General features: G+C 46.3%; 23 protein-coding genes. 6 read left to right on the top strand and 17 right to left on the bottom strand.

Annotated features, from left to right (window positions below; all coding sequences use genetic code 11):
- Positions 1-44: 44 nt before the first annotated feature.
- Entirely contained in the window at positions 45-407 is a 363-nt protein-coding gene (locus JMY03_RS11550) for a septal ring lytic transglycosylase RlpA family protein (RefSeq protein ID WP_201557508.1), read from the bottom strand.
- Between the two features lie 392 nt (positions 408-799).
- Here JMY03_RS11550 and JMY03_RS11545 point away from each other — a divergent pair, with 392 nt between their 5' ends.
- Both JMY03_RS11545 and JMY03_RS11540 read left to right on the top strand, forming a co-directional pair.
- Entirely contained in the window at positions 800-1,816 is a 1,017-nt protein-coding gene (locus JMY03_RS11545) for a DnaJ C-terminal domain-containing protein (RefSeq protein WP_201557506.1), read from the top strand.
- A 73-nt stretch (positions 1,817-1,889) separates the two neighbouring features.
- On the top strand, positions 1,890-2,213 hold the full coding sequence (locus JMY03_RS11540; RefSeq protein WP_025645407.1) for a chaperone modulator CbpM: 324 nt from the start codon (positions 1,890-1,892) through the stop codon (positions 2,211-2,213).
- Between the two features lie 114 nt (positions 2,214-2,327).
- Here the strand turns inward: JMY03_RS11540 and sstT are convergent, their stop codons facing one another.
- The 3 genes from sstT to JMY03_RS11525 form a co-directional block, all read right to left on the bottom strand.
- Positions 2,328-3,530, bottom strand: a complete 1,203-nt coding sequence (gene sstT / locus JMY03_RS11535) for a serine/threonine transporter SstT (protein ID WP_025645409.1) — start codon at positions 3,528-3,530, stop codon at positions 2,328-2,330.
- Positions 3,531-3,746: 216 nt separating this feature from the next.
- The gene (locus JMY03_RS11530) at positions 3,747-4,223 is read right to left on the bottom strand and encodes a DNA polymerase III subunit chi (protein WP_201603836.1); all 477 of its coding nucleotides are present in this window, start codon (positions 4,221-4,223) and stop codon (positions 3,747-3,749) included.
- Positions 4,224-4,268: 45 nt separating this feature from the next.
- Positions 4,269-5,897, bottom strand: a complete 1,629-nt coding sequence (locus tag JMY03_RS11525) for a leucyl aminopeptidase (RefSeq protein ID WP_201603834.1) — start codon at positions 5,895-5,897, stop codon at positions 4,269-4,271.
- Between the two features lie 376 nt (positions 5,898-6,273).
- Between JMY03_RS11525 and JMY03_RS11520 the strand changes: the two genes are divergently transcribed.
- Positions 6,274-7,557, top strand: coding sequence for an LPS export ABC transporter permease LptF (locus JMY03_RS11520; protein ID WP_201603833.1), 1,284 nt, complete (start codon positions 6,274-6,276; stop codon positions 7,555-7,557).
- Positions 7,557-8,786, top strand: coding sequence for an LPS export ABC transporter permease LptG (gene lptG / locus JMY03_RS11515; protein WP_201603831.1), 1,230 nt, complete (start codon positions 7,557-7,559; stop codon positions 8,784-8,786). Before JMY03_RS11520 ends, lptG begins: the two co-directional genes overlap by 1 nt.
- A 96-nt stretch (positions 8,787-8,882) precedes the next feature.
- Here the strand turns inward: lptG and JMY03_RS11510 are convergent, their stop codons facing one another.
- The 10 genes from JMY03_RS11510 to recN form a co-directional block, all read right to left on the bottom strand.
- On the bottom strand, positions 8,883-9,491 hold the full coding sequence (locus JMY03_RS11510; protein ID WP_201603829.1) for a class I SAM-dependent methyltransferase: 609 nt from the start codon (positions 9,489-9,491) through the stop codon (positions 8,883-8,885).
- Positions 9,492-9,776: 285 nt separating this feature from the next.
- The gene (locus JMY03_RS11505) at positions 9,777-10,109 is read right to left on the bottom strand and encodes an MgtC/SapB family protein (RefSeq protein ID WP_201604003.1); all 333 of its coding nucleotides are present in this window, start codon (positions 10,107-10,109) and stop codon (positions 9,777-9,779) included.
- Positions 10,110-10,319: 210 nt separating this feature from the next.
- On the bottom strand, positions 10,320-10,727 hold the full coding sequence (locus JMY03_RS11500) for a DUF3817 domain-containing protein (protein ID WP_201603827.1): 408 nt from the start codon (positions 10,725-10,727) through the stop codon (positions 10,320-10,322).
- Between the two features lie 301 nt (positions 10,728-11,028).
- Positions 11,029-11,967 (bottom strand): site-specific tyrosine recombinase XerD, encoded by a 939-nt coding sequence (gene xerD / locus JMY03_RS11495; protein WP_201603825.1) that lies wholly within the window; start codon positions 11,965-11,967, stop codon positions 11,029-11,031.
- Positions 11,968-11,991: 24 nt separating this feature from the next.
- Positions 11,992-13,191 carry a methyltransferase gene (locus JMY03_RS11490; RefSeq protein ID WP_201603824.1) on the bottom strand — a complete coding sequence of 400 codons (1,200 nt, stop codon included), beginning with the start codon at positions 13,189-13,191 and terminating at the stop codon, positions 11,992-11,994.
- Between the two features lie 125 nt (positions 13,192-13,316).
- Positions 13,317-13,643, bottom strand: a complete 327-nt coding sequence (gene tusA / locus JMY03_RS11485; RefSeq protein WP_201603822.1) for a sulfurtransferase TusA — start codon at positions 13,641-13,643, stop codon at positions 13,317-13,319.
- A gap of 84 nt (positions 13,644-13,727) precedes the next feature.
- Positions 13,728-14,195: a hypothetical protein gene (locus tag JMY03_RS11480; RefSeq protein WP_201603820.1), complete on the bottom strand. Its 468-nt coding sequence runs from the start codon at positions 14,193-14,195 to the stop codon at positions 13,728-13,730.
- Between the two features lie 40 nt (positions 14,196-14,235).
- Positions 14,236-14,784 (bottom strand): Holliday junction resolvase RuvX, encoded by a 549-nt coding sequence (ruvX, locus tag JMY03_RS11475; protein ID WP_201603818.1) that lies wholly within the window; start codon positions 14,782-14,784, stop codon positions 14,236-14,238.
- 50 nt (positions 14,785-14,834) lie between these two features.
- Positions 14,835-15,398 (bottom strand): YqgE/AlgH family protein, encoded by a 564-nt coding sequence (locus JMY03_RS11470; RefSeq protein WP_201603816.1) that lies wholly within the window; start codon positions 15,396-15,398, stop codon positions 14,835-14,837.
- Positions 15,399-15,498: 100 nt separating this feature from the next.
- Positions 15,499-17,178 (bottom strand): DNA repair protein RecN, encoded by a 1,680-nt coding sequence (recN, locus tag JMY03_RS11465; RefSeq protein ID WP_201603814.1) that lies wholly within the window; start codon positions 17,176-17,178, stop codon positions 15,499-15,501.
- A 663-nt stretch (positions 17,179-17,841) separates the two neighbouring features.
- Between recN and ppnP the strand changes: the two genes are divergently transcribed.
- Positions 17,842-18,177 (top strand): pyrimidine/purine nucleoside phosphorylase, encoded by a 336-nt coding sequence (ppnP, locus tag JMY03_RS11460; RefSeq protein ID WP_025645440.1) that lies wholly within the window; start codon positions 17,842-17,844, stop codon positions 18,175-18,177.
- Positions 18,178-18,465: 288 nt separating this feature from the next.
- A complete protein-coding gene (gene rlmB / locus JMY03_RS11455) occupies positions 18,466-19,221 on the top strand; it encodes a 23S rRNA (guanosine(2251)-2'-O)-methyltransferase RlmB (RefSeq protein ID WP_025645441.1) in 756 nt (251 codons plus the stop codon).
- On the opposite strand, the gene coaE is transcribed toward rlmB, so the two are convergent.
- The 3 genes from coaE to JMY03_RS11440 form a co-directional block, all read right to left on the bottom strand.
- Positions 19,214-19,909, bottom strand: a complete 696-nt coding sequence (gene coaE, locus JMY03_RS11450; RefSeq protein ID WP_201557480.1) for a dephospho-CoA kinase — start codon at positions 19,907-19,909, stop codon at positions 19,214-19,216. The genes rlmB and coaE overlap by 8 nt on opposite strands.
- A gap of 153 nt (positions 19,910-20,062) precedes the next feature.
- On the bottom strand, positions 20,063-20,962 hold the full coding sequence (locus JMY03_RS11445; protein ID WP_201603812.1) for a prepilin peptidase: 900 nt from the start codon (positions 20,960-20,962) through the stop codon (positions 20,063-20,065).
- A gap of 38 nt (positions 20,963-21,000) precedes the next feature.
- A complete protein-coding gene (locus JMY03_RS11440; protein WP_201603810.1) occupies positions 21,001-22,224 on the bottom strand; it encodes a type II secretion system F family protein in 1,224 nt (407 codons plus the stop codon).
- Positions 22,225-22,522: the final 298 nt, after the last annotated feature.

The following is a 22,522-nucleotide window of genomic DNA, read 5'->3' as shown; positions in this document are numbered from 1 at the left end:
TATGATTGAGTCTTAAGACTTAAAACATTCGCGCGACAGGTTGGTTACTGTCTACGATATTTGCCATCACCGTAAGAGAGTACTTTCATAGTCGTCGTACAAAGTTGGCAGTTTATCTTACTAGCAGCGCCTTTAGATAAATCTAAGATACGGCCGGGTGTAAAAGGACCTCTATCCGTGATTTTAACTATCACACTCTGCTTCGTCTTTTGGTTAGTTACCTTAACTTTAGTGCCGAACGGTAAGGTTTTATGTGCGGCGGTCATGGCATTCATATTGAAAATACTACCACTAGCGGTACGCTTACCGTGGAATTTACTACCATAATAGCTAGTATTACCAGCAAAAACGGTGGTACTCAGCGCTAATGACAACATGATAACTAAAGACTTGATTAAATAAGACATTTAACACCTATACGTAATTTATAAAATAGACAGATTCTCTTGCCTATATTATTTTCACTCCCTATGAGTGTAAACATTGCAGTATTTTACAGGATAAAGCTTGCTATATCCTTACAGATGTGTAAAAAATAAGACAAGTCAAATTTCAGTTACCTTATAAGCTATTGATTCATAACCAAAGTTAATATCTTAAAGATTTCTATACAATGTAACTGGCAAACTTAAATCTACCCTGAAAATCTGTGTCGAGGCTGTTGATTATAAAGCCCTAAAAAGGTCGTAGCCATTGAGTAAAATTGATATTGTAGAAAAAAGTCTTATTATAGAAACAGATGATTCTAACTTTATAGCGTTTAATAAAAATTTTCTCAATAAAATGATAAGGAAAAATAATGGCAGAAAAAAACTACTATGACATTTTAGGGGTAAAAAAAGACGCCTCAGACGCCGATATTAAGAAAAAGTATCGCAAGCTAGTCCGTCAATATCACCCTGATGTCAGTGACGATCCAGATGCAGATAATAAAATCGCTGAGATTAATAACGCTTACGAGACACTTAGGGATAAAGATAAGCGTAGCGAGTATGACGCTATGCTAGACAATCCTTTTGCGGGCCAAGCTGGTGCTGGTGGCTTTGGCGGATTTGGCGGCCAGTCGACAGGCGCGCAAGGCGGCTTTCGCTGGGAAGATATCAAAGATCAGTTCGGTGACGGTGAAGCCTTTGGCGGTGGCGGTTTTCGTTTCGATGATATCTTCTCAGCTTTTGGGCGCGGTGCTCGCGGCTCTGCGGGCCAGTCGGCTGGTGGACCAAGTGGTTTTGATCAGTTCGGTGGTGGTTTTGGCCAAGATAGCAAAGGCCAAGATCAGCATGCTGAGATCAGTGTCGATCTCGCTTCGGTCTATAGCGGCGACGACTATAGTATTAAGTTGAATGTCCCTGTCCGTCAGCCTAATGGTAGTGTGGGTTATGAGAATAAAACCCTGAAGATTAAAATTCCTAAAGGCATCACTGATGGCAAGCAAATCCGCCTAGCAGGGCAAGGCGCTGCCGGTATCGGAGGTGGAAAAAACGGAGATCTATTCCTTAAAGTCACCATCACTGCTGCCGATAATATTCGCTTGGAAGGCGCTAATGTTTACCAAACGGTGAATATCACTCCGTGGGAGGCGGCGTTGGGCGAAAAAATCAATGTCACGACTCCTGCAGGTAAGCTCGGCGTCACTATTCCGAGCAATAGCAAATCAGGAAGTAATCTGCGTTTGAAGGGCAAGGGTATCCCTGCAAAACAAGCGGGAGACTTATACTTGACCCTAAATATCGTCAATCCAGAAGTCACCACGGACGAAGCTAAGCAAGCTTATGAGCAGCTAAAACAAGCCTTTGCTCATACTAGCATCAGTCGCTAGTGAGCAAAATGGTCATAAGAGAGCTAAAGTTAGACAGATGATGAGAGATATAGCATAAACGAGGATAATAATGATGAAACACTCACCTGAATTAACCGACATAGTTATGAGTTTTGATGAATTAGTGTCTGCTTGTGGTCAAGAGCCGCAGTGGGTTATCGCCTTAATAGAAGAAAATATCATTGAGTATGATGTGCCTGAGAGTCAGCAGTTTACTGGCTATCAGCTGACCACCGTGCGCCGTGCCTCACGTCTTAGTCGTGATTTTGAAGCGAGCGTACCGGCTATTGGCTTGATACTTGAGCTGTTAGATGAAGTGGAGCAGCTGCGTCAGTTTAAACGCCAGCTGGAGATGCAGACGCCTGTGATTGAGGTCGAAGTAGATCACTTAAAGTAAGCTATTGAAAGCTTAAACCTGACTTGCATACAAGTTTTAAAGTATAAAAAGGGCACCTGAGTGCCCTTTTCTTGTCCTTGAGTTTTGATTAAAACGTCGTCAAAGCTTAATACGCTAACGGGCGTATTTGGGATCAGCAGCAGCGGTGAATAGTATATCGGTTGACGAGTTAAGTGCTGTCTCCGCAGAGTCTTGAATGACGCCAATAATAAAACCAACGGCCACCACTTGCATCGCAATATCGTTAGGAATGCTAAATAGACTTGCGGCCAATGGAATGAGCAGTAATGAGCCGCCAGGTACGCCCGACGCGCCGCCAGCACTGACTGTCGCCACTAAGCTTAGCAGTAAAGCGGAGGCAAAGCTGACCTCAATACCCAAAGTGTGCGCCGCAGCTAAGGTGAGCACATTAATGGTAATCGCCGCACCGGCCATGTTAATAGTAGCACCGAGCGGAATGGTGACTGAATAAGTATCTTCGTGCAGACCTAGTTTGTGAGCAAGGTTCATATTCACAGGAATATTAGCTGCTGATGAGCGGGTAAAAAAGGCGGTAATACCAGACTCACGCAGGCAAGTCAGTACTAGCGGATAAGGGTTTTTGCCGGTTTTGACTAATACAATTAAAGGGTTAGCAACTAGAGCGATAAACAGCATACAGCCAACCAATACCATCAAAATATTGGCATAGCCTTTTAGCGCCTCAAAGCCTGTTTCAGCGACAGTATTGGCGACCAACCCTAAGATACCAAAAGGTGCGAGGGCAATGACCCATTTGACCACTTGTGATATCGCATCAGCAAAGTCGCTTACGACACCGCGCGTAGTATCACCAGCTTGACGCAGCGCAAAACCGATAATAATCGCCCATGCTAAGATACCGATATAGTTGGCATTTGCTACAGCATTGACAGGATTAGCCACTAAACTCATTAATAGATTGGTCAGGACTTCTTTTAGATTGGCAGGCGGTACTTGCTCGATATTGGCATTGACTAGGACCATCTCAATCGGGAACAAGAAGCTGGCACCAACGGCAGTCAATGCGGCCAAAAAAGTGCCAAACATATACATGATAAGGACAGGTTTGACGTAGACCTCATCACCACTGCGCTGCTTACTGATAGCGGCTAACACTAATACAAACACGAGTATAGGTGCTACGGCTTTGAGCGCGCCGACAAATAAAGTTCCTAATATTCCTAAAGCTATACCAGCGCTAGGGGCCAGCCAGCCAATCAGCACACCCAGCACCAGACCGACGATAATAAGCGGCACTAACCCTATCCGTTGATACATTGCTATCAATGAACGCATCTTTATCCTTCTAATAAACGATAATCAAAAAATATAAAGCCTATAATAATCGAAAGATAGTAGCATTTTTTGTGATATTCACCTAATGCTCTGCGATATCGAGAGCGCAATAGCTAAGATGATAATCAACTATATAGATGTTTTAGATGCGCTCGAAGTAGAGCGACTAATGACACAGAAGGTTTTATTTGTGAAGATTAGCGGCTGTTAAAGCTTTTATACTTTAAAATGAGTGAGCTCATAACCAAGCTGTTGGTAGTGTTTATATTTATAACGGCCTTGGGCGACGCTAGCATCATCGGGTAGGATAATCTCTAGCAGACGGCTAGGCAGCGCGTTGCTCGTTGACGAGATATAATCATTGATGGGGCGGGGAGTGGTATTGATGACGATACCGCTAAAGTCTGACGGCAGCTGTGATGCTAAGAGCACAGGCGCTGCAGAATTGTTATCAGTACTCGCCGTCGCCTCACTATTGCTAGCGCTTAAGCGCTGATGCGGAATAAAGCTTGCCGCATCATTGGCCCATAACGCTTCATCAAGCTCGCTCAGCAGTTGTTCATTATCCGCCAGAATAACCAGCGACTGTGTGCTCTTATTTAAGGCAGTTTGAGTGAGCTGACAAATAAAGCCCAAGAAATCTTGGGCTTTACTCGCGCTTAAGACATAAAAACTAACGGTTAGTTTTGACATATTTGGTACTTAAGCCTTATGAAGTGTCTGATCATACAGCACTGTTTATGCCATATCGACGCTGTTTTTGAGATATTGCATAAATAGAGGGACTGGGCGACCGGTAGCGGCTTTTTCTTTACCAGAGTTCCATGCGGTACCAGCAATGTCCAAATGTGCCCAGGCTTGGTCTTCTTCTACGAAGCGCGATAAGAAACAAGCAGCAGTGACGGCGCCAGCACCTTTACCACCGATATTTTGCATATCGGCGATAGGCGAGTCAAGCAATGACTGATACTCATCATCTAACGGCATGTGCCAGATAAGATCGCCTGATTGAGCGCTAGCATTCTCAAGCTCGAACAGTACGTCTTCATCATTACTAAACACCGCTGAGCGCACGTGACCTAAAGCGACGACGCAAGCGCCAGTCAAAGTGGCCACATCGATGATCGCTTTTGGATTATAGCGCTGGATATAGCATAGAGTATCGGCTAGCACCAAGCGGCCTTCAGCATCAGTATTTAAGATCTCAACTGACTTGCCATTCATGGCTTTGACGATATCACCAGGACGCGTGGCTTCCCCTGACGGCATATTTTCAGCACAAGCGAGCGCGCCGACGACGTTAATAGGCAGACGCGCTTCACATAGCGCTTGGATAGTACCCAAGACTGACGCTGAGCCGCCCATATCAAATTTCATCTCATCCATCGCCGCGCCTGGCTTGATAGAGATACCGCCAGAGTCAAAGGTGACGCCCTTACCGACTAATACAATAGGGGCGTCACTGTTGCTGCCTTTTTTCGTATTGGCTTTTAAAGGCAGCTTATCTGCAATCGCTTTTAGACCAGCTTTGGCAGCGCTGCTAGCGTTATCGCGATAACTGGCTGAATGGTTAGCGGTAAATTTCGACTTACCTTGATATTCCATAATCACCAACTTGCCCTCGCGGACTGAGCCTCTAGAGACCGCTAAGAAGCACTCCATACCGAGCGCTGACATCTCTTCTTCACCTAATACAGTGACTTTTAGGATATCAGAGTATTTTTTGCCCAGCTCCTGCGCTTGCTCTGCCATATAAGCTGGGAAGCAGATGTTACCTGGCTCATTAGCGACATCGCGAGTCAAGCTTTGACCGACAAACACTGACTGCGCGAAGTCTAAAGCGGACTGCAAGCTATTATCAGCGAGCAAGTAGATATCAGTTAATACCGGCGTGGTTTGCTCTGATTTGTATTTATCAAAGCGATAAGTCGCTGCTAGCAGGTTCAGAGCAAATTGGCTAAACTCGTTTTCTTGTAGAGCATCGCCGAGCGCGATAGTTAAGGAGGCGACGCGTTTTTGCGTTGATTGATAAATGGTCTTAGCGATTTTTTGTAGTGCGCTGTGGTTGAGCTTATCTATGGCGCCTACGCCAACGATTAATAATTGTAGCGGATTGGCTTTAGTGGTTTTTTTATCACCAGCTAAGGCATAGTCAGCGACCGTTTCGCAGGCTTTGCCACTGAAATGTGAGACTGCCATCAACTGCTCAATACGCTCTTGATACTCTGTCAATGAGTCGCTTGCCAAGATGTTTTTGTTATTATCGACTAAGACCACTAAACAGCTCGAGTCTTTGTCTTTGGCTTCTTTTTTTAGTATTTTTTGGGTATGCGTTTTTGGCAGTTGTGCGGTTAGCTTAATATTCATATAGTTTTGTCCTTATTAGAGTTATGAAAAACAAGAATGCTGAGCAAAGAAGGTCGTGAACCTACTACAGCTTATATGACAGTCTAACATATTGATGACAGCGCGACTGTTCTGTAAGGGTTAGATAATGTTATTTGTGACTGTTTAGATAGAAAGCGTATCGTACTTTTACACACTTTTCACCGTCATTTTTTATAAAAACATGCTAGCATTAGCAGTTACGTTTGACGCTTATACTCGCTTTGCCATATTTACCAAAAACTATAAAAAAGCCAAAAGATCGCTTATGAGCTTGCACGATACGGATGTATAACCACTTATCCTTGCAAACGCCAACCCTTATTTAAGAGTCCTAATTGTGATATTACGCCGCTACATGACCCGTCAAGTTGCCTCAACGACCGCTTTGGTATTGGGGTTTTTGGTAGTGATGATGCTCGGTGGCCGTCTGATACGTTATTTTGGAATTGCCGCTGAAGGCAACTTAGATATCAGCTTATTATTCACCATTATTGGCTATAATCTGCCTTACTTTTTAGAGCTTATTTTACCTTTGGCGTTTTTTATCGGTTTGATGCTCGTTTTTGGTAGGCTTTATGTGGATCAAGAAATGGCGGTGATTAATGCCAGCGGCGTCTCACGCGGGAAGTTAGCTCGGCTGATAACACCACTGATTTTGGCGTTGTTTGTGGGTGAGGCGGCTTTGTCTATAGTCGGCAAGCCTTGGGGAGTGCGCTCCTCAGAGACGATTTGGCAGCAGCAAGCTTTGACTAGTGCTTTTGATTTAATCCGCCCGAAAGAGTTTATCAGTAGCGGTAATTATCATCTGTATGTGGGCAGTCTGAGCGACGATAAAACCCAGCTGCAAGATGTGGTGCTGATTCAAACACAGCCCAAAACACAATCGGCAAAACCTGCCAATAATGGCGCTCAAAGTGTGTCAGCTCAGACAGCCCAAGAGTCCGAATTGGTTGAGCGCTTGCCTGTTGAGGATTTACCAAAAGAGCTGATTGATAGCGCCAATCGGGCTGCGAGTAAAGACACGATTACCTTGGCTCGCCGCGCAGAACAAGTAGAGAGCATTGCCGGCGGCGTTACTCAATTGGATCTGTTTCAGGGACGGCGTTATGAAGTCGGCGCTGGTAGCCTAAAATACAATCAGATCGGCTTTGATCGCTACCGTATTACTTTGACAGAGTCCGAAGAAGAGGTCGTCAGCGAAGACAATATCGAAACACAGGCGATCGGTCCCTTATGGCAAGCGGCAACAGGCAGTATGGCGGTCAGTACTAGCGAGGCTAGGCTCGCCGCCCAAGGCGAGCTTGGCTACCGCTTAGCACTGCCTTGGCTGATGATTATCGCGCCTATGCTTGCGGTACCGCTCGCGCAAGTACGTCCGCGTCAAGGACGCTGGCTACGATTATTTCCGGCCATCTTACTCTTTGTGAGTTGTGCGCTCGGTATCATCTCTTTAAAAAACGCTGTCGCTAAAGGCAATGTGAGCGTTTGGTCTTATGCTTGGTTGATAGTAGGGTTTATGGTGTTAGCACTTTATATGAATTGGGGCAGCCGTATCCAGCATCGACTGCGCTTTCGGTTGAGCGAAGATAAGCACGACGATTTAGGTTCTATAAATGACTCAAATACAGGAGCCTCATAATGCGCTCCTCACTGTTTGCCGCAAAAAATAAAGGCTTGTCATTGGCAAAGCCACCCAGTCGACTAAAAGTGCTCGGTCGTTACGTCAAGCTTAATGCTTTGCTAGCGACTATCGCCGCGGTACTTGGGCTATGGGGCTTACAGGTTTTATTTTCTTACTTGTCTGAGCTTGATTCGCTCAGCGATAGCTATACGATGGGCGAGGCGCTCAAATATATCTTTTATCGCTCGCCTTACTTTTTAGAGCAGTTCATTCCGACGGGCGCGCTGCTTGGCGCTGTGGTGGGTCTTGGACTATTGGCTAATAAGAGCGAGCTTGTGGTCATGCGCGCCTCAGGCGTCAGCGTCTATCGTATCGTGGGCTGGGTACTCCAGCCGGCTTTATTATTCGTCATCTTAGCGTTGTCTATTAACCAGTTTATATTACCTACGAGCAACCACCTGGCCGATGAGATTAATGATGACGACAGCAGCGCGCTGATTACCTCAGTGCGCGGCTACTGGGCCATGCAGCCAAGTTTTAGTAGTGTAAACGTAAACAGCGCAGACGATGAGACAACACTGCAAGCGAATGGCAGTGACATTCTCTACATCGATTATGCTGATGTCGAAGGCAATATCGGTGAGGTCAAGCGTTGGCATTTGGATAAGAATGGCAACCTACAAACTGCTATCCGTGCTGAGGGCGGCCAGTATACAGGGCGTCAACTAGTCGGGCGCACAAGCGATAATAAAGACGAGCAGTACCGCTATGACTGGCAGCTCAATAACATCACGAGGCTGACCATCAATCAAGGCTTTCAAAGCAGTCAACAGCTCGCTACTACAGATACCTTGAGTCTACCTTTTGCGCCTGAATCGGTGTATCTGCTGACCCGCGATGCCGAAGATTTGTCCTTGACCCAGCTATACGCACATCGTCAGTTTATGCAGCAGCAGGGTAAGCGGTCATTGACTCACGAGCTGGCGTTTTGGCAAAAACTGCTATCTCCGCTGTCGATATTATCGCTGGTGATCGTTGCGTGCTCTTTTGTTTTTGGCTCGCTACGCACGCACAGTTTAGGCCTGCGTATCGTTGTTGCCTTGCTGTTCGGGCTACTGTTTAGCTATATTCAAGACTTAGTTGGGTTTGTATCGTTAGCCACAGGGTTTTCGCCATTTTTGATGGTGCTACTGCCAGTTATTGCTAGTGCGGTGTTTGGAGGCTATTTACTAAAGCGGCAAATGTAGCTGACTAGGTGGGCCATTTAAAGCAACATCCCGCTAATACTGTCTCGTTTTAGCGGGATGTTGCTGAGTGCGGTTTATTTCTATTAATCGTAAAAACTATTCTTTCACCGCCATAGTAATGGTATAAGTCTTGCCTTGCTTGACCTTATCGCTATTACCGAACACCTCGGTAAATGAGCGCTTCATAAACTGACGTAGGCCATTGATCGTCACCACATAAAAACGCCCGCCCTGACGCATCCGCGCATAAGCATCGAGGAAGTACAGATAATGCTGCTCTTTACCGACCTTGGCCGGTAAGTTTGACATCACGAGGCTAAAGTCTTTGTCCGCCGCCACTTGGTTAAAGCCGTTTGATAAATGCACATCGACATTGCTAATAGCGTTTTTTTCGCAGTTACGCCGCGCATACTCCACCGCCATAAAATCCTTATCAATCAGCGTATGCTGACCATTCGGGCACTCGCGCGCCGCAGTCATGCCAAGCACGCCGTAGCCACAGCCTAGATCTATCGAGTCATCATCAGCCTGAAAATCGACGTGATCGAGTAGCATCAAGCTACCATCATCGAGCTTTTGCGGCGAAAATATACCCCAAGTCGTCACAAAATCAAAAGGCTTACCTAGTACGTCATCCGTAAAATGTATATCTTCGCGCCAGTGTTTGGCTTTTTCTAATAACTCTGCAGGGGGCTGATGACTCATAACATTCTCGTATAGGATTATAAAAAGGGTAGTGCGATATCAGTATCTTACTCACGATAAAGTACGCACGGTATGACGAGTATTGTAACGGCAACCGCGATAAATTTCAGCGCCGATTGCGCAGCGCGTGCATTATTTTTGATGATTACTGGACTTGAACGGCTCAGAGAACTGCAATATCAAAAAGCTCACCACTGACAAAATAATCGCAATCTCATAGCGACTATAGTCAATCAATATTAAAAGTGGTACAAGGCAGACGAGTGCAAGTACTACAGTAGTAGGCTAAACGAGTCTAACGCTGTAACACTTTAATAGTGGTTCGACTATATACGCCACCGAGATACCGATAGCGCCTGTGTTCCATAGTCCTGCTGCCGTCGCTGTCCCTTTGACACTGCCGCTACTCTTAAAAATAGCGCCACCACCGATAAAACCCATACCTGTAATAATGCCATACATGATACGCGCCTCGGCATCGCCTTCTGAATAGATGTCGCGGCCGACAAGCATAAAGGCACAAGAGGCGACAGTGACTAAGGGAAAGGTGCGCAGGCCTGCGCCGCTGTCTTTCATCTCCCGATTCAGCGCAATCGGTAAGGATAAGATAAAAGCAATCCCTAATTGAAAGAAATGTTACTTCATCAAATCCATATCAATATCGAAGCCAAACATAACTCACTCCCTGTCCTTAAATGCTACATTCTCTAAATTTATTATAATCTCTAAATTTATTATAAAGAGTGTAGCGATAACGGTGTCTGTTTTCAGTTAGGAAGCGTTAAACGAGAGAGGTATGTATGGCATAAGCATGAGGAGCTTATCCTGCTATCCGCTTGTATCTGCCTTGCCACTGGCGTGCGGACTATTGTGTCTAGCGCTGTTCCTGTTACCTCGAGACCATCCCAACCTTTTCTTTAAAACATGATCAAACACAAAAGGCCCAAAAGGTAAAAACGAGCCGAGAACCCCAGCAGGTAGTGCCCAAAGCGGCATTTTAATTTTGCTCGCCGCAAACAGCAGCATCAAGATATAAGCGATAAATAATACGCCATGCGCCATGCCAATATATTTCACTGCCTCAGGAATGCCAAGCATATATTTTAGCGGCATGGCGATGCCTAGTAATAACAAAAAAGACGTGCCTTCTAAGTAACCTAAAATAGTTAGGTTCTTGAGTATAGAGTTTTGCGACTTTGTTAGCACAGGCAGGGTAGAGGATTGCGCGTATGACATTATTTGTTCCAGTTAGGATAATGAAGAATGGGTTTGTTTTATCTCAGGTAGGGTGTATTCGAATAACGGATAAGTCTTTGTAGGCTGGGCTTTTAGCCCAGCGAATACGTGAGTTAATCTAATACACTAAAATTATTTTTCTATATAAAAGTAAATTAGCGAGTAGGGTGGGCAACAGCGTAACCCACCAAGTTTAGAATACAGTTATAAGAAAGGTGGGTTACGTCTTAACCGCATTCTCTTCGAGAATTTGTTAAGTCTAACCCACTCTGCATCAAGCTTATACTCGTTCTTAAATACTCTAGCCGCGTGGATGGTGCTGCGCATGCAGTTTTTGCAATCTTGCTGTCGCCACATGAGTATAAATCTGCGTCGTCGATAAATCACTATGGCCTAATAACAATTGTACGCTACGAAGGTCCGCGCCATGATTGAGTAAATGAGTAGCGAAGGCGTGGCGTAGCGTATGCGGGGAGAGCTCTTTATCAATGCTAGCGACTTTGGCGTACTTCTTGAGCAAGTACCAAAAGTTCTGCCTCGTCATATAGCCGCCTTGCGCCGTCAAAAACACCGCTTGGCAGTTACCTGATTTTAGATGAGCGACCAGCTCGCCGCGACCATGACTCAAATAATCTTCCAGCGCGTCCGCTGCATATTCGCCTAGCGGTACCAGCCGCGTTTTGTTACCTTTACCGGTGATTTGTAGCCAGCCGGCGTTGAGATTGACTTGCTCAAGCGCAAGATTGATCAGCTCACTGACGCGCAGACCACACGCATAGAGCACCTCTAGCATGGCTTTGTCGCGTAGACCGAGTGCGGTGCTAGTATCAGGCGCGGCAAGCAGGTTATCGACATCCGCTTCCGCTAAATCTTTGGGCAGCGGTCGTCCCAGCTTAGGGCTTTTGATTCGCTCGCAAGGGTTGTCTTCGCGTAGGTTACTGGCGATCATCCACAAGTAGAATTGGCGCAGACTTGAGAGCATTCGCGCTTGCGTACGCGGCGTTTTACCCTCGGCTGCGAGCTGTGATAAGCAGTGCAGCACCTCATCGCTTTGCCACTGGGTCAGTGCTTTGTGATGCGTCAGCTCACAGCTTCGCAAGTCGCGGACATAAGCGTTACGCGTACGAGTCGCTAAGCCGCGTGCGAGCATCGCTTGACGAAACTCCGTCAGGTAAGCTGGCTCGTCATCGACGGCAAGGGCTTTGGGCTGACGTTGTTGTACAGCGCGATCACGGCTCATAGAAGGGTACTCGATAATAAAATACTAAACACTTTGCAAACACCATAGCGAAGTAATTTCACTACTACGCGCTGTGTATAAAGGGTCAGACTTATCCTGACTACGACCGTGCTTGGGCTGAGTATCGAGGCGATATTTTACCGTCAGTCCTGCATCTGCAATCCACCCCAATAACTCATCACGACTACGTAGCTGTAAGTGCTCCGCTAAATCAGACAGAATGAGCCAAATCTCGCCATGCTGAGCTAAGTGCGATTTTGCGCCCTGCAAAAACCCTTTTAACATTGCGCTGTTAGCATCGTAGACCGAATACTCTAGTGGTGAGGTCGGTTTAGCTGGTAGCCAAGGCGGATTGCAGACAATTAGATTGGCGAGTGGCGCGTCGGTTGGGAATAGATCGACTTGTTGCAAGTGTACATGAGCTAGCCCTTGGCGCTCGAAGTTATCTTGGGCACAGGTTAGCGCACGTGGGTTTACATCCGTCGCTATGATCTGTTTGATACCGCGCTTTGCTAAAATAATAGCCAGCAAGCCGGTGCCAGTACCTATATCATAAGCGACATCGCAAGCTTTGGGCAAAGGCGCATCGAGCAATAGTGGCACGTACTCATGACGAGTCGGCGCAAAGACCCCGTAGTGTGGATATATAGATAAGCCGAGCGCTTTGATCGCTACGCCTTTTTCGCGCCAGCCAGCTGCTCCTAATGCGCCTTGCAAGTCGCGAAATGACAGCACACATGACTGATCCTCTTTATCCAGTGGGCCAAAAGCGGCTAAGCAAGCATTACTCATATCAGGCGCACGGCGTAACGAGCTGACATAATCTTCATCTAGCTCTAATAGTAAGCGACTTAAGATACGCGAGCGCTGGGCGGTCATTTGACGCTGCTGGTGAAAGAGATTTGGTAGGGTTTTGGAGTCTGATTCAGTTGAGTTTTTGGCTTTATTAGCAGCTTTTCTTGACTTGCGTTTGGCAGAATTATTTTCAGTACGCTCAATGCGCCGAGTGATGGCCTGCAATAGTTGCCGCGCATTATAAAAGTCGCCGCGATAGAGCATAGACGTACCAGCGCAGGCTAATCGATAAGCCTCATCGGCAGTGGTTTGGTCATCGACGATGACTATTCGCCTAGGCGCAGGATGATCGCTAGCCGACAGCCAACGAGCCAGGTGTGAGGTGTCGTTCTCGTGCCACTCTACATATTTTTTTTCGGTTAGTAACACATGATGTACCTTTTACTAATGAATGATGTTTTTAGGCGGCTTTAGTTAAACGACCTCAGTTTTGCGCGTTTGATAGTACTTATGATGGGGCTTTTAATAATACTTATGACTCCCGCTGATCTTAACTAAGCGCTTTTTTTCTTGACCAAGTAGCGATATAGGGTGGCGCTGGTTGGCGCATCATTATCGCTATCGATAGTGATTTCATCAGGATCCACTTCTAAGTTTATGTCTTCGGCTAAGGTTTCTTGACTCAAAAACTCATGACCCAAGTGCCGACAGAAATTAGGAATATCGCGCGTTGTTGCCGGGTCGGTTGCGAGTATTTCGATGACATCACCGCTATCGGCTTTGCGTATGGTGCGGTGCAGCATCATGACCGGCTCAGGACATATCAGTCCTTGAGTGTCGAGATGATGATTAATGGGCGTAGGCGTAATAGGAGTCGTCATAGTGGTTTTTTAGTCATAAAAAGGTTAAAGAGGGTTTAAGCTATCTAATTTATAAAAAGTATTGCGACATTTTTGAAGTCAAAATTAGCTTTGCTCAAGCGTTTCGGTTTCTTCTTCAGCTTGCAAAAAGTCAAAGAAACGCTTAAAGCTGACTTTGAATAAAAACGCCACTCCAAGCCAAGAAGCCAATCCTAACCAAGCGGTATCGGCGAATAATAGCCCGCCGAGTAAGATAATCGTCGAAACCCCAATAGTCATAATCACCATTGACGATTGACTGAGGCGATAGCGGTAAATAATAAACGCATCATACAGGGTGATAGGAATGGTCAAAGCTACTAATATAAACGGCAAATTGTAAAACAAGCGATACAGCAACTGATTATCATGAAAGACTTTAATACTAGCAATAGTGCCAAACACCACAAAAGCGACCAGCGCCGCGTAAATCATATAAATAGCGATTGTATTGGCTTGCTGTGCGCCTTTGATACGGGCGATAGCTAGCGGCGGTATGCCATAAGTGTTGGCTTGCTTGGGCTCAATGCTCATAAGATCAGTTGCTTATCTATTAGGGTAAAAAAGGCGTGTATTAATCGGGTTTGATACTATCGATAGCTATTGCGCTGCTAGGATCGGCAAAATAAGTCGAGAGCAATATACAAGCTGAGATGTCATCGATAGCGTCGCGCTCGTGGTCGATCCAGCCGTTCTCCCACGCTATAGTGCGTGCTTCTACTGACGTTAAGCGCTCATCGCACAGACTCACCACGACCGACATGTGCTGCTCCATCAGTCTATGTGCCAAGCGGCGAGCGAACTTATGCGCGCGGCGTGAGAGCATCGAGCGACTGCCATCCATATTCAGCGGTAGACCGATGATCACTTGAGTGACACCCCAAGTCTTGATGATGCCTATCAAATTATCCCAATCCGGCTGACCGTTATTCATGGCTAAGATATCGAAGGCGCGCGCGGTTTGGGTGATACTATTACCCAGTGCCATGCCCATCTTTTTTACGCCGTAATCTAAGCTTAAAATGAGATGCTCTTTTGGTTGCACGTCTAAGGCTGCCAGCGAGTTGCTGCTGTCAGCGTTTGCATTCTCTACAGCCAGAGGTTTATGTTCATTAATTGTCATACTATCTACCCTAATAAGCAATCTACCCTAATAAAAGCGTTTTTAACTGATCACGCATGACCAATATCACTACTTAGATAATCAAAGTTTACCCCAAGCTTATCAGCCGCTAGCTGCCAACGCGCATCAAAAGGTGCATCAAACAAAATATTAAGATCGGCGGGGCAGACGAGCCAGTCGCCATTATTGAGCTCATCTTCCAATTGTTTTTTGCCCCAGCTGGCGTGACCCAAACACAGCTGATAATGACCGACGCCTTGACCGACAGCGATACGTTTAAGCACATCTTGGCTGGTGGTAATACAGACATTCTCTGATATGGCAAAAGAGGACGCCCACTGCGGCTGGCCGGTATGCAGCACAAAGCCAACCTCAGGGTACATAGGGCCGCCCTCAAGTGCTAAGTCTTCCATCACTTGTGGGTCGGTAACTTCGATGTTTAAGTCCTCTAGAAGCTTGCCTACGTTGGCTTTTTTTAGGGGACGATTGACCATCAATCCGAGCGCCCCATGCTTATCATGGCGACAGATATAGATCAGCGCCTGCTCAAACCTTGGGTCTGGCAGCTCAGGGGCCGCAATCAAAAAGTGATGAGTCAAATTTGTAGTAGACATAAATACAAGGACAACATAAAAGGGTAGACACTACTATATGGCGATGTTAACGCGAAAATCAATAAGGGTTTTTAGGCAAACGCTAGCGGTCTCAAAGCCACTATTTGACGTCAGTTAGTAAGCTGCGCGCGTGATCGCGGGTGACTTCAGTGATCGTGACCCCACCTGACATTCTCGCCAGCTCATCGACTTGCGCGCTACCGGTCAAGATGACAAGCTCGCTTTGGGTCTGCTCGTGATGATGCTTTTGTACTAAGATATGCTGATGCGCTTGCGCCGCCACTTGCGCTTGGTGGGTAATGGCGAGTAGTTGCTGAGTCTGCCCGAGGCTACGTAGTAACTCACCGACCACTTGCGCGGTACCGCCGCTGATACCGACATCGACTTCATCAAAGACCAGCATAGGTTTGGCGGCATTATTATCGCTACTGGTCGCTTGCAGCACTTGCATCACCAGCGCCATCCGCGACAGCTCACCACCTGAGGCAATCTTATGTAAGGGCTGCATCGGCATACCGACGTTAGCGCTAAACAGGAGCTCGATATCGTAGCAGCCTTGCGCATTGTAAGCGGATTCAGTTGGTTTTTTAGTAAACATAAACTCGCAGCGGGCATTAGGCAGTGCTAACGGCTGCAGCTGCGTCACTAGCTGCGCGCAGATAGTAGGCGCAGCTTGGGTCCGTGCTTTATGTAGGGCTTTAGCATTAGTGAGGTACTCTTGCCAAGCCTCTGAAATTTGCGCGGCTAACGCATCGCTTGTCGGCTCGTTTTCTAATTGCTCTAGTTGCTGTTGCCACTCATGAGCTTCATTGATTAAATCACTAGCAGGCAGACTGTGTTTACGAGATAGACGATGACCGAGGCTGATTAGATTATCTAAAGTCTGCAGGCGCTCAGGATCGGGCAGTTGCTGCTCAGCGTAGTCCGTCAGCATCGCGGTGACTTCCGTGATTTGCTGCTGCGCTAGATGCAGCTGCTCGGAGGCTTGCTCAAAAGTCTGACTGACACCGAGCTGATTGTCACACAGCTTAATCGCTTGACCAAGCAAGGTCATCACATCAGGTTCATCACTATCATTATCGAGTAGATGTAGACCGTGACTGGCCTCTGACATCAGCGCTTCGATGTTTGACAGCTCTTCGTGCTCGGCTTCGATTTCACTATAATCAACGGCGAGTAGGGGCGCGATATCGGCCAGTTGACTTTGCAGCAACTGAATGCGGTCTTGACGCTGGGCGGCGCGGCTAGCGATCTCATCAGCGCGGCGCTTGAGCTGCTGATAATACTGATAGCTAGTCGCAGTCTGCTCAGCCAGTGAGGTGGTTTGTGCCATTGCATCTAGCCACTGCACCACAAACTGAGGTTTTAATAGCGCTTGCTGGGCATGCTGGCTATGGATATTTACTAATAATACGCCTAAGCTTTTGAGCTCCGCTAAGCTTACAGGCGCGCCATTGAGCCAAGCTTTTGAGCGGCCATTGTTACTCAGCTGGCGGCGAATGAGTACCTCAGGCTCAGCCAATTCGCGCCCGCCTGCCGCAAACCAGTCGCTAACGAGGCTATTATGAGTCACATCGAACTGCGCATAGATATCCGCGTGCGGCGCGCCATGGCGCACCATCGAGCTATCCGCTCGCTCGCCTATACACAAAGATAGCGCGTCGAGCAGTAGAGATTTACCCGCACCCGTTTCACCAGTGATAACATTGAAGCCTTCGGCAACGCTTAGCTCATGCTCAGCGATTAGCGCAAACTGGTACAAGGTTAATGATAATAGCATCAAAGCCTCTCATGGCAGACAATAATAAAGAGCGTAGCTCGCGAATAATACCTCTTCGTTAGCATACTAACGCAGTCGTTAGTTCGATGACAAAGAGCATTATTATAGGGGAATATAAGCCGATATCAGCAAATAGATACAATTTTATGAAGGCGTTTGCCTATTGTCAGGATACCGTCTTGGGCCTTTAGCGACTATAATAATTTTTGCTTATTTTACAATACTCTAGCGCTGACTAGCGACTTTTTTATTCTTAAAGATGATATTAAAGTAGTGCCTGTGCAGTCGCAAGCTTAGACTCTACAAAGAGCAAGGGTTTGAATAAATTAACGAGATTTCATTGCCGCTTTAACAAACTTTATAGAAATAATGTGGTAGCATTATCTCATCAAAATACAAACGTACACTTTAATAATAGTTTATTAATAGTCATACCGAATCACAACTATCAAACTATAAAAATGGTAACACTGAGCACTAAAGTGCATCGTCGTTTATCATTGCCATTTAGAGTGGTCGTCTAGCAGTGTTGTCCTGTTGCTAGGCTGTGTTCATGGCCTTTGCGATTTGGTAAAGCAGGCACTAGTCATCGTCAGTCTATTAATATTTTGATGAAGCACTTATTTTTTAGTTTAGCAATAATTATTTGATAAGGAAGCCCCTATGTCAGCGGCAAAGTTTACCAATGTAACCGTCAATGCTCAGGCCACCATATCCTATGATGGACGGTGTTCTAGTCACACTATCATGTTTGAGAGTGGTCAACATAAGACCTTAGGGGTTATCCTTCCCTGCGACAGTAGCGTTGAGCAGTACCACTTCAGCACTAATACCTCTGAGCGTATCGAAATCATCAGCGGTGAGTGCGAAGTCAAAATCAATGGTGACGAAGACTTTAGCTACTACCGTGCTGGCCAGTCTTTTGTAGTAGAAGGCAATAGCAGCTTTAATTTGCGTACCGAAGAGATTGTACAGTACGTCTGTCATTTAGAAGGGTAGGGGTTCTCATAAGCGTGAAGTCATTGAAAAAGTGGCAGGGTTTAGAACAAGGCTCAATTCACTTGGTTCAGTGACTTACCTTCACAGTGACTTAGTCTAATAAATTAGTTCAATGACTTACTTTTAGTAGAAAAAATCAGTACATAAAAACTTGTGCATAAGAAAAGGCATATAAAATCAGCAAGGTTTTATCTGTCTTTTTTTATTTTGGCTATTGGCAAACAAAGCGTTACTAAGCGCTTGAGAGCCAGACTCATTTATTAGTGATATTATTCAATAGGTTCAATTATGGCAAAGCCCAACTACTTTTATGGTATTCATGCTATCGATGCCCTCTTAGAGCATCGTCCGCTAGATGCCTTAAGTCTATTCGTGCAGCAAGGCCGCGAAAGCGATAGCCATGTTGCCGCTATTATGGCAAGCGCGCAAGATAATGGCGTCAGCATTCAGCCCACACAAAAAGATAAGCTCACACAATTGTGTGGTAGCCCGCAGCATCAAGGTGTCGTCTTGCATGCAAGACCGTTGGCTTTTGCTGATGAAGCGGTGTTAGATACTGTAATAGCGCAGGAAAGCTGCTTATTACTAGTGCTCGATCAGATCACCGACGCTCATAACTTTGGCGCTTGTTTGCGTACTGCAGTAGCGATGGGTGTGGATGCGGTGGTTTGTCCTAAGCATCATGCCGCAAGCCTAACCCCAACGGTAGCTAAGGTCTCTGTTGGCGCCGCTGAGATGATGCCGATTATCAGCGTGACCAATTTGGCGCGTATGCTTGCTCAGATTAAAAGTGCTGGTGTTTTTGTCTTTGGCACAGCCTTAGATGAGACCGCAAAACCGATACATGAAGCGGATATGACCGGTAAGACGGCACTGATTATGGGCTCTGAAGGGGAAGGTATGCGCAGGCTGACGCTAGAGAGCTGTGATGAGCTGGTCTATATCCCGATGTCAGGCAACGCGCATGGTAATTTGCAAAGCCTGAATGTCAGCGTAGCGACTGGTATGGCGTTATACGAGATCAACCGGCAGCGCACTACTTAAGCTGCTGGGCTAGGGCAAGATAGGTCTGATGCAGAGGCTCAAGCTGCAAATGTAGCGCAGCGATATCACCATCATTAACGACGACATCATCAGCATGACTATTGCGCGCTTCACGGCTGAGCTGATTGGCCATAATGGCCTTAATCTTCGGCACACTTTGCGCGTCTCTTAAGCTTGCGCGTTCAAGTTGCGTGCCCTCGCTTGCATCAACGACTAAAATGCGCTGACATAGATTAGCCAGACCCGCTTCAGCGGCTTCTATCAGTAGCGGCGCTGATAGGATGATATACTCAGAAGTACTAGCGGCCAGCTGCTCTTTTGCCGCCTCTCTTATCGCCGGATGGGTAATCGATTCAAGCTCAATGAGCGCTTCAGGATGAGTAAAGACATGCGTTCGCACGGCTGCGCGATCCATCTCTCCTTTTCCATTAATAACCCAATCGCCGAATTTTTTTTGAATCTTACGTAGAGTAGCGCTACCTTTAGCGACTACCTCATGCGCGATGACATCTGCGTCGATGATATCTATCCCTTTCGCTGCAAACCAATCGCTAGTCGCGGATTTCCCACTGCCTATACCACCGGTCAAACCGATGACTAGTTTATTGTTTTTACGCTTATTTATAGTCTGCGGGCGAGCAGCAGAGCCGTGAGCGGGTTGCGAGAAGGAGCGGTCATTGATAGTCATAAAGGTAACTTAATTTAGCCAATAGAATAAAAAAGCGCGAATATCATTGAAGATAATATCCAAGCAAGTGCATGATGAGATTATAATCTTAACGGTTATAACGAGTAAGGATGTAGACATTGCTTTACTGTCTTGTAAGCCTAGCGTACGCCATCAGGCGTACATGCCCAAATACCAGTTGATGATGTCCGCTCCATATAATAAAGCGATAATGCCGGCAACAGCAATATAAGGTCCAAAAGCGAAAGGCTTACTTTCACCTTGCTTTTTCATCAAGATAATACCAACGATGGAACCCAATAAAGAAGATAAGAGAATAATTAAAGGCAGCATCATGGGCCCAAGCCAAGCGCCAAGTACTGCTAGCAGCTTAAAGTCGCCTTGACCCATGCCATGCTTTTTGGTGATGAGATAAAAGACTTTCACCACTATCCATAATGATAAAAACCCAAGTAATAAGCCCCAAATCGATTGCGTAGGACTCACAAACCAGCCTTGCGAGTTCACCGCAAGTCCCAGTCCTGCTAAGGGGAAAGTCAGCCTATCAGGCAGCAACTGGGTATCGAAGTCTATCCCCGTTAGCGCAATTAGCGTCCAGACCAGTATCAGTGCGGATAGGCCAGTAGCCGACACGCCAAAATGATAAATAACGAGTGCAGAGAGCAGGGCAGTTACTAGCTCCACAACAGGGTAGCGCACGCCAATACTCGCTTGACACTCAGAGCAGCGGCCGCGCAGCGCCAGCCAGCTGACTAGCGGTATGTTCTCATACCACTTAATCTTATGAGCGCAGTGCGGACAACGCGACGCTGGACGACTGAGAGTAATAGGCGTATCGTTTGCCACTGCTTGCGCCAAAACCGTCGACTGCTCAGGCGTGATATCCGGCTGCTGCGACATAAATTCACTGCACTCTTGTCGCCAAGAATAAAACATCATCAGCGGCATACGATGAATCACAACATTCAAAAAACTGCCTACACACAGGCCTAATAACCCAAACACTATGAGCGCCGCGCTCATATTATTTTGTAATAATTCTAGCAATTGCATCAACACTGGCCTTTAAAGGGTTGCTTTGGGTGACGGTTTTAACCTACCACAGAACCCATCTGGAAAATCGGTAAATACATAGCAATGACAAGGCCACCTACTAATACGCCAAGCACCGCCATAATCAGTGGCTCCATAAGACTGGTAAGACCATCGACTGCATTATCAACTTCACTTTCATAGTGGCTAGCTACTTTATCGAGCATCTCCTCCAAACTTCCTGACTCCTCACCAATACCGACCATCTGAATCGCCATACTAGGAAAGAGGTTGGTTGAGCGCATCGAAAACTGCAGCTGCTGACCGGTTGCCACGTCGTTTTTGATTTGCTGAGTAGCATTGTAGTACACCACGTTATTCGTCGCGCCAGCGGTTGAGTCTAGAGCATCGATTAGCGGTACACCGGCGGCGAAAGTCGTCGATAAGGTACGAGAGAAGCGAGCAATAATCGCTTGATAAGCGATGTTACCAAAGATAGGCAGTCTTAGCGTCAAACGATCTAAGGAATCGCGGAATTTTTTTGATCTTTTTTTCGCTTCAGAAAATCCAATAATAGCGGCACCAATGATGACAATTAATACAAACCACCAAGACTGCATCCATTCAGACATGCCAACGACCATTTGGGTGAAGGCAGGAAGTTCTGCGCCAAAAGAGCTAAACAAATCTGAGAAGACCGGCACCACTTTGATCAGCAAAATCATCGTCACAATGACCGCGACCACAATAACCGCGATCGGATATTTCATGGCTTTTTTGATTTTTGATTTAAGTATTTCGCTTTTTTCTTTATAGGTAGCGACGCGCTCAAGCATCGTCTCAAGCGCCCCTGATTGCTCACCAGATTCTACGAGCGAGCAAAACAGGTCATCGAAGTAGCGGGGATGTTTACGTAGGGCAGCAGCAAAGGTGCCACCGGCTTCGATATCGGCTTTAATCGATAATACCAAGTCTTTCATACTCGGGTTATCTAGCGAGTCCGCGACAATCTCAAACGACTGTGTTAAAGGAATACCGGCCTTAATCATGGTTGCTAGCTGCCGCGAAAAGATAGCGATATCGATAGGCTTGATGGCTTTTTTGAAAGTAAATAAAGCTTTTGGCTTTTTCTTGATGCCTTTGACTACGATACCTTGCTTACGCAAAGTTGCTTTGGCCAGCTCTAAGCTTCGACTGGTCGTCTCGCCTTTGACTTTTTGTCCACGGCGATTGACCCCGTCATAGACGAAATCTAGCAGCATATCCGTTTTCGCTTTAGCCATGTGTCTCTCCTAAAAATCTATCTGACTGGGGCAGTCTAACAGTCTAAGCCATGTAATAAGCCATAAAAGTTAGCCATCAACGTTCTTTGTGCTTAAATAGCGACTCAGGCGTGGTCGCTATTGAGCCTTAAAATCAGCAAGTCTTGCAATGAGTCAGTTTACCGCTATCAGTCTTTGTAAGCTATCGCTATCGTCTAACAAGACAAGAACTTAGCAGGACATAAGTGAGCAAGACCAAAGCCTATTTTATAATAAAATGACCCTTGTAGTGAGTGCTCATTTTATTTCGCTATCGGCC

This window comes from Psychrobacter submarinus, from assembly GCF_904846685.1.
GTDB lineage: Bacteria > Pseudomonadota > Gammaproteobacteria > Pseudomonadales > Moraxellaceae > Psychrobacter > Psychrobacter submarinus.
Note: the sequence above shows the minus strand (reverse complement) of the source record. Positions and strands in the feature narration are given on the sequence as shown.

Bases quoted from the DNA above. Each gene is read 5' to 3' on its own strand.
- lptG (WP_201603831.1), top strand. From the start codon at position 7,557: ATGCGCTCCTCACTGTTTGCCGCAAAAAATAAAGGCTTGTCATTGGCA.
- ppnP (WP_025645440.1), top strand. From the start codon at position 17,842: ATGTCAGCGGCAAAGTTTACCAATGTAACCGTCAATGCTCAGGCCACC.
- sstT (WP_025645409.1), bottom strand. From the start codon at position 3,530: ATGCGTTCATTGATAGCAATGTATCAACGGATAGGGTTAGTGCCGCTT.
- tusA (WP_201603822.1), bottom strand. From the start codon at position 13,643: ATGACGACTCCTATTACGCCTACGCCCATTAATCATCATCTCGACACT.
- JMY03_RS11445 (WP_201603812.1), bottom strand. From the start codon at position 20,962: ATGCAATTGCTAGAATTATTACAAAATAATATGAGCGCGGCGCTCATA.
- JMY03_RS11525 (WP_201603834.1), bottom strand. From the start codon at position 5,897: ATGAATATTAAGCTAACCGCACAACTGCCAAAAACGCATACCCAAAAA.
- JMY03_RS11520 (WP_201603833.1), top strand. From the start codon at position 6,274: ATGACCCGTCAAGTTGCCTCAACGACCGCTTTGGTATTGGGGTTTTTG.
- xerD (WP_201603825.1), bottom strand. From the start codon at position 11,967: ATGAGCCGTGATCGCGCTGTACAACAACGTCAGCCCAAAGCCCTTGCC.
- recN (WP_201603814.1), bottom strand. From the start codon at position 17,178: ATGCTATTATCATTAACCTTGTACCAGTTTGCGCTAATCGCTGAGCAT.
- JMY03_RS11545 (WP_201557506.1), top strand. From the start codon at position 800: ATGGCAGAAAAAAACTACTATGACATTTTAGGGGTAAAAAAAGACGCC.
- rlmB (WP_025645441.1), top strand. From the start codon at position 18,466: ATGGCAAAGCCCAACTACTTTTATGGTATTCATGCTATCGATGCCCTC.
- JMY03_RS11530 (WP_201603836.1), bottom strand. From the start codon at position 4,223: ATGTCAAAACTAACCGTTAGTTTTTATGTCTTAAGCGCGAGTAAAGCC.
- coaE (WP_201557480.1), bottom strand. From the start codon at position 19,909: ATGACTATCAATGACCGCTCCTTCTCGCAACCCGCTCACGGCTCTGCT.
- JMY03_RS11440 (WP_201603810.1), bottom strand. From the start codon at position 22,224: ATGGCTAAAGCGAAAACGGATATGCTGCTAGATTTCGTCTATGACGGG.
- JMY03_RS11540 (WP_025645407.1), top strand. From the start codon at position 1,890: ATGAAACACTCACCTGAATTAACCGACATAGTTATGAGTTTTGATGAA.
- JMY03_RS11510 (WP_201603829.1), bottom strand. From the start codon at position 9,491: ATGAGTCATCAGCCCCCTGCAGAGTTATTAGAAAAAGCCAAACACTGG.
- JMY03_RS11500 (WP_201603827.1), bottom strand. From the start codon at position 10,727: ATGTCATACGCGCAATCCTCTACCCTGCCTGTGCTAACAAAGTCGCAA.
- JMY03_RS11470 (WP_201603816.1), bottom strand. From the start codon at position 15,398: ATGTCTACTACAAATTTGACTCATCACTTTTTGATTGCGGCCCCTGAG.
- ruvX (WP_201603818.1), bottom strand. From the start codon at position 14,784: ATGACAATTAATGAACATAAACCTCTGGCTGTAGAGAATGCAAACGCT.
- JMY03_RS11550 (WP_201557508.1), bottom strand. From the start codon at position 407: ATGTCTTATTTAATCAAGTCTTTAGTTATCATGTTGTCATTAGCGCTG.
- JMY03_RS11480 (WP_201603820.1), bottom strand. From the start codon at position 14,195: ATGAGCATTGAGCCCAAGCAAGCCAACACTTATGGCATACCGCCGCTA.